This is a genomic window from Holdemanella sp. (genome assembly GCF_056804935.1).
On sequence record NZ_DBMEXE010000108.1, the window covers coordinates 1 to 5,309 of the forward strand.

The 5,309-nt window shown below is 33.4% G+C and carries 6 protein-coding genes; 3 read left to right on the plus strand and 3 right to left on the minus strand.

The window, feature by feature from the left end:
* The coding region (locus ACZQCL_RS05990; protein WP_482482234.1) for an ABC transporter permease at positions 1-968 on the minus strand (968 nt) is incomplete at its 3' end.
* Between the two features lies 1 nt (position 969).
* A complete protein-coding gene (locus ACZQCL_RS05995; RefSeq protein WP_117572008.1) occupies positions 970-1,674 on the minus strand; it encodes an ABC transporter ATP-binding protein in 705 nt (234 codons plus the stop codon).
* 91 nt (positions 1,675-1,765) lie between these two features.
* On the opposite strand from ACZQCL_RS05995, the gene ACZQCL_RS06000 reads away from it, so the two are divergent.
* Positions 1,766-2,626, plus strand: coding sequence for a DegV family protein (locus ACZQCL_RS06000; RefSeq protein ID WP_227993611.1), 861 nt, complete (start codon positions 1,766-1,768; stop codon positions 2,624-2,626).
* 2 nt (positions 2,627-2,628) lie between these two features.
* The gene (locus ACZQCL_RS06005) at positions 2,629-3,483 is read left to right on the plus strand and encodes a DegV family protein (protein ID WP_329994128.1); all 855 of its coding nucleotides are present in this window, start codon (positions 2,629-2,631) and stop codon (positions 3,481-3,483) included.
* A gap of 50 nt (positions 3,484-3,533) precedes the next feature.
* On the opposite strand, the gene ACZQCL_RS06010 is transcribed toward ACZQCL_RS06005, so the two are convergent.
* Positions 3,534-4,193 (minus strand): uracil-DNA glycosylase, encoded by a 660-nt coding sequence (locus tag ACZQCL_RS06010; protein ID WP_199670850.1) that lies wholly within the window; start codon positions 4,191-4,193, stop codon positions 3,534-3,536.
* A 63-nt stretch (positions 4,194-4,256) separates the two neighbouring features.
* On the opposite strand from ACZQCL_RS06010, the gene ACZQCL_RS06015 reads away from it, so the two are divergent.
* Positions 4,257-5,309, plus strand: a 1,053-nt coding sequence (locus tag ACZQCL_RS06015; RefSeq protein ID WP_482482235.1) for a bifunctional folylpolyglutamate synthase/dihydrofolate synthase, incomplete at its 3' end; no start/stop codon positions are given.

A 5,309-nucleotide genomic window follows, 5' to 3' on the forward strand; every position in this document is an offset into this window, starting at 1 on the left:
AATTGTAAATTTGCATAATATTCATTCCACCCTTGATCAATTTGATTTTTAGAATTCTGGAGCTTAATTTCATTACTTTGAATCTCTGCAAGACCCGAATCAATCTTATCTTGAGCATCATTTAATTTATTTTCTGCATCATTCAATTCATCGTTTGCTTCCTGTTTTTTTTCATCTAATTTAGATTGATAAGACTGAATACGTACATCGATTTGTTTGTTTGCAATTTTTTTGATTCTTTTTAATACAGGATCAACAACATCAAAATATGCATCGCTATAACAATCTAATTCTTTTGCACCCTTAACACAAACATCAACTTCTGTATAATAATCCTTTAAAACATTTGAATTTTGTATATATATAAAAGAGTTTACCGTTCCTGATCCAATATTACTTGATCCTTTCTCATAAGATAAGTAATTCGGATTATAACAAGTACCTACAATTTTATATTTTGTGTTTTTCAAGGAGTTAGATAAAGCTTCATCTGTACCACTCTGTAATTTGATTGTATCTCCAATATGGAAAGTGCCATATAGCTTATTCGTTGCAGAACTAGCCTCAATCAAACACTCATTTTCTCTTTCAGGCATTCTTCCTTCGACTACACGGATCTTATTCATCTTTTGATCAATCTCATAAGAAATGACTTTAATAACCATTTGTGTTGAATCAATTTGAGACAATGTATCCATTGAAAAGTTTGGCTGTACGGCTTTGACACCTTTTAATTTTTGAATGGCCTTTACATCTTTCTTGGTAAGTCCCAAAGTTGAATAGATTTGTATATCTTGAACATTATATTTATCAAAATACATATCGGCACTGTTTTTCATATCCGGTGCACTCGCTTTAATGCCGGCAAAGAATGCCACACCAATTGCGACAATACAAAGGATAGATAGAAAACGACCGAGGGAGATTTTAATTTCACGGAAAATATCTTTTAAATAAGAAGAAGGCATATTAATACTCTATGTCATTTACATCCATAGGATGCTCATTACATGTAATACTTTCAATTTTTCCACTACGAACTTTAATGACCTTATCTCCCATTGGTGTTAATGCTAAGTTGTGGGTAATAACTATGACAGTTTTATTTTGCGTTCTACACGTATCTTGTAAGACCTTAAGAACCTGTTTACCTGTTTGATAATCCAAAGCACCTGTGGGTTCATCACAAAGTAAAAGCTTTGGGTTTTTAGCTAATGCCCTTGCGATTGCGACACGCTGCTGCTCACCGCCAGAAAGCTGGCTAGGGAAGTTGAACATTCTATCTTTTAGTCCAACAAGTTCTATAGTTTCATCTATATCAAGTGGTTTCTTACAAATTTGTGTTGCAAGTTCAACATTTTCGCGAAGAGTAAGATTTTGAACTAGATTATAAAACTGGAAAACAAATCCAACATCATATCTTCTATAAAGTGTCATATCCTTTTCTTTATAAGAACTGATTTCACGACCATCTACAATGATTCTTCCTTCACTGACAGTATCCATTCCACCCAGTAGATTTAGGATAGTACTTTTACCAGCACCACTGGCTCCTGCGATAATCACAAACTCGCCTTGTTGTATTTCAAAACTCACATCATCTAACGCATGTATGTCGATTTCGCCCATATGATAAGTCTTTTTTACATTTTCAAAAGAAATGAAAGCGCTCATACAAATCACCTCAAACTAATTATATCAGACATTTGAGAAAATTAATATTTCATGTTAGGATTAGGATGATTTCAAAAAAAGGAGGGTTTTAATGAAGGTTCGAGTATTGACAGAAAGTGGTTGTGGATTAACCAAACAAGAAGCACAAGCGTTAGGAATTGATTTTTTACCTTTACAGGTTCAAATAGAAGATAAAACATATTTAGATGGGGTGAATTTAACAGTAGAAGAATTAAATTCATTCTTAGAAAGAGGCTTTATGCCTCAAACAAGCATGCCACCATTAGGCGATATTGAGGCTTTATTAGAATCATATAAAAATAATGGTATTACGGATGTTATTTTGATAACTCTATCAAATGGATTATCAGGAACAAATCAGGCAATACAGGCATCTGGTAAATGGCATGGGGTTAAAATTCATACATTAGATATATATACTACTTTAGGTGTGGAAAAATATTTGGTGTTATCAGCTCAAAAATTAGTTGAACAAGAAATACACCCAGAAGAAATCATTTCACGTTTAAAAGACAGCGTAGATCATTCACGTGGTTTTTTAATTCCAGAAGATTTAGATCATCTAGCTAAGGGAGGACGATTAACTCCAATGGCAGCTAAGCTTGCAGGAATGTTGAAAATTAAACCAATCTTGGAAGTATCTAAAAATACTGAAGGAAAAGTCGATGTTTTTGATAAAGTACGTACAATGTCCAAAGCTATTAAAAAAGCTGTTAAAGTGATTTCAAAAGATGCGAATGCACAAGATTATGAATTTTATGTATTAAATGGAGAAAATCAAGAAGGTACACAAATTGCGATAGATGAGCTACACGATGTGTTTGGCGAAGATATTCAAATTCATACAGATCCAATGTATGCCGTTATTGCAGTACACACAGGATTAGGTGCTGTAGGCGTTCAATTTGTGAAAAAAGTAAAGGGGGCCTAGCCATGAAGATTGCATTTGTGACGGATACCGGAACAGGCCAGCATCCAGACTATTGGAAAGAAAAAGGAATTTATTGTCTTCCATTACAAATTACTTGTGATGGTGAATCAAAAGATGAATATACCGAAATTACATATTCTGAAGTGATTCAAAAATTACATGAGAAAAAGGTTTTAAAAACATCTTTACCAAGTTTAGGCAAAATTCAAGATTGTTTTGAAGAATTAAAAAATGAAGGATATGACACAATTTTTGCGGTTCCTATTTGTCGAGGATTATCCGGAACATTAGATTCTATGGAAATGATTGCAAATCAATTAGAAATGAAATTTGTAGGCGTTGACTGTTATTGCACAGCGGTTGAACAAGGATGTATGATTGAGACAGCTAAAAAGATGTATGAAGCAAACATTCCAATTGATGAAATTATTAAAAAACTACAAAGCATTGCGGATAGTTGTGAAACTGTGTTGTTGTGTGATGATTTAGATCATATGAAACGTGGTGGAAGATTGACACCAATGGCTGCGGCACTAGGTGGTTTATTGAAAATCAAACCTGTTTTACACATTGGTAAAAGTACGAATGGAAAAGTAGATGTATTAGATAAAGTTCGTACAATGAAACGTGCTCAAGATCGTGTTATTAAACATTTAAAAGAATTGAATGTAGATTCTAATTATACATTTATTGTTGCGCACGTTGATGCATTAGATGCTGCAAAAGAGTATGCTCAAAAGATTGAAAGCCAAATAGAAGGCGCTAAAGTAAAAGTAATCAATTTAGTAAGTGCAGTCGGAATTCATACGGGACTTGGCTGCTTAGCATTACAAGTGTTCAATGAAATGAAAGACTAGAAGTATCAAGAATGATGCTTCTTTTTTCTTCTTCACTATAAGAAAAACGCCTATATCCATTGGATAGGCGTTTCATTGTTTTTAATTAGATATTCATTCGCAAGCTTAAAATGATTGTTTCCAAAGAAACCTCGATAAGCACTTAAAGGACTTGGATGCGGACTTGTAAGAATTAAATGTTTTGGATTTGTTAGTAATTTCTTGGCCTGGATAGCCTTAGATCCCCATAATAAAAATACAACAGGGCCATCCTTTTCATTGATCCATCTTAAAGCTTCATTTGTAAAATTCTGCCATCCTTTATCTTGATGAGATAAAGGTTTATGCTCTTCAACTGTAAGGATAGTATTCATTAATAGTACTCCTTGTTTAGCCCAGTCGGTCAAATCACCCGTGCGATGTACAGGAGTTTGATACTCATTTTCTAGTTCTTTATACATGTTTTGTAAAGATGGAGGTAAAGGAAAGTTGCTTGGTACACTGAATGAGTAACCTTGAGCTTGTCCTGGACCATGATATGGATCTTGTCCTAAAATAACAACTTTTGTATCTTTTAAAGAAGTTGTTTTAAAGGCTGCAAAAATATTTTCTTTTGCAGGATAAATATTTTTTGTCTTATATTCCTTAGCTAAAAAATAGCGTAAATTTAGTAAATAATCTTTTTGTATTTCTTGATCAAACAGTTGATCCCAGTCATTATGCATAATCATGTGATTCACTTCTTTCTTTAGTGATATAATAATACCATGAATGTACAAGAGAAAATTAATAAAATGGAAAATTGTCGTGGAAAAAACCATGACCTATTAGAATTCAGACAATGGTTAACGGATGCAATGCCAAATCATACAGCCTTAAAAAAGATTCAGGTAGCTGGTACAAACGGAAAGGGAAGTACTTCAATTTGGCTAAGAGATTTGTTGATGAAAAAAGGATATAAAGTAGGGGTTTTTACATCTCCACATTTGATTCATCATACAGAAAGAATACGCGTGAATGATACATGTATTACTTTAGCTGATTGGGAAAGAATCTATGATCAATATGAAGAGTTATTCTTATTACATAAGATGACAATGTTTGAAATGGATCTATGGATGTCAATGGCCTATTTTATTGAACAACAAGTTGATTACTGCATTATTGAAGCTGGGATGGGTGGTCGTTTGGATGCGACAACAGCTTTGGATTATAAAGCCTGCTTAATTACTAATGTAGGACTTGATCATACGGAATATTTAGGGGATACATTTGAACAAATCGCTTATGAAAAATCAGGTGTATTTAAGCCAAATGTTCCTGCTTTGACAACCGAAGATAAACCGGAATGCCAAAAAGTAATGGAGCTTGTTGCAGATTATATGAAAACACCACTATGTTTTATTGATTGTCAAGAAACTGATGTATTGAGATGGAATGGTATGACATTTCATTTGAATCCACCATTATATCAGGCTAAAAATTTATCTCTAGCATTAGAAACGTTGAATGTACTGGGAATTTGGCTCGAAGAAAATGAAATTCAACAGGTAATTGATCATTTTCAATGGGCAGGCAGATATATGGTTCTTAGAAAAGATCCATTGGTTTTATTAGATGGAGCACACAACGTACATGGAATAACAGCGTTGATACAATCTTTGAAGGATTTTACAGGAAAGATTTATTTTTCGGTATTAAAAGAGAAGGATGCACCGCATATGATTGAATTACTTCAATCCATTAGTAAAGACATTACATTAGTAGAAATATCGAGTGCTCGTTTATATCCATTAGAAGAATTAGGGTATCCTATTATTACAGTGGATGAGTTGATCTCAAGACTT

What these genes read in the sequence shown, in the direction of transcription:
- ACZQCL_RS06005 (WP_329994128.1), top strand. Translation starts at nt 2,629, where the DNA reads ATGAAGATTGCATTTGTGACGGATACCGGAACAGGCCAGCATCCAGAC.
- ACZQCL_RS06010 (WP_199670850.1), bottom strand. Translation starts at nt 4,193, where the DNA reads ATGATTATGCATAATGACTGGGATCAACTGTTTGATCAAGAAATACAA.
- ACZQCL_RS05995 (WP_117572008.1), bottom strand. Translation starts at nt 1,674, where the DNA reads ATGAGCGCTTTCATTTCTTTTGAAAATGTAAAAAAGACTTATCATATG.
- ACZQCL_RS06000 (WP_227993611.1), top strand. Translation starts at nt 1,766, where the DNA reads ATGAAGGTTCGAGTATTGACAGAAAGTGGTTGTGGATTAACCAAACAA.